Here is a 617-nt window from a genome sequence, read left to right as displayed (position 1 = left end):
CCGCCGCCGAAATAGCCGCCGCCACCACCGCCACCGCCATCGGCTGTGACAGACCCATACCCGCCCTGATCGATGATCCCGGCAGTGGCGCCAGACCCGCCAGCCGCACCGCCCGCTGATTGCGTGCCTCCACCGCCCACCCCGCCGTTGTCACCAGTGCCCCCTGTGGTCCCCCCTCCAGCCCCGCCAGCCGTTGAGCTTCCGCCGCCGCCACCGCCGGCAATGCCCGCAAGCGCCGCGTCAAGCCGCAGCTCTGTGCGACCGCCGCCGCCGCCGCCATTGGAGCCGCCGGACGTGCCGCCGCCATTCCATCCGCCCGCCGTGCTAACGCCGGTGCGCCCGATGGTCAGCGCCGCCAGGCGCGCGAACGCCACAGTGGTGCCGACCAAAAACCCACCGGTTCCGCCACTGTCGAAAAAGTTGCTGCCGCCCCCCGCGCCCCACAGCTTCACCGTCGTCTCCCTGGGGACATTGGCGATGGGGATGGAGCCGTTACGGTTGGCGATCCGGTACAGCGTCGAGCCCGCCGGCTGCACGCTCGCCGCCGCCGTCGCGTCCGCGGCGTAGTAGAACCAGACCTTCGGCCACTTCACGGCCATGAACGTGCCGGCGCCGGA

Annotated in this window: 1 pseudogene; it reads right to left on the bottom strand. The window is 72.1% G+C overall.

Annotation, left to right across the window (positions count from 1 at the left end):
* A pseudogene (locus ACSBPG_RS32050) lies at positions 1–617 on the bottom strand (hypothetical protein); the annotation flags it as partial.

This window comes from Azospirillum sp. ST 5-10, from assembly GCF_051225715.1.
Taxonomy (GTDB): Bacteria; Pseudomonadota; Alphaproteobacteria; order Azospirillales; family Azospirillaceae; genus Azospirillum.
Note: the sequence above shows the minus strand (reverse complement) of the source record. Positions and strands in the feature narration are given on the sequence as shown.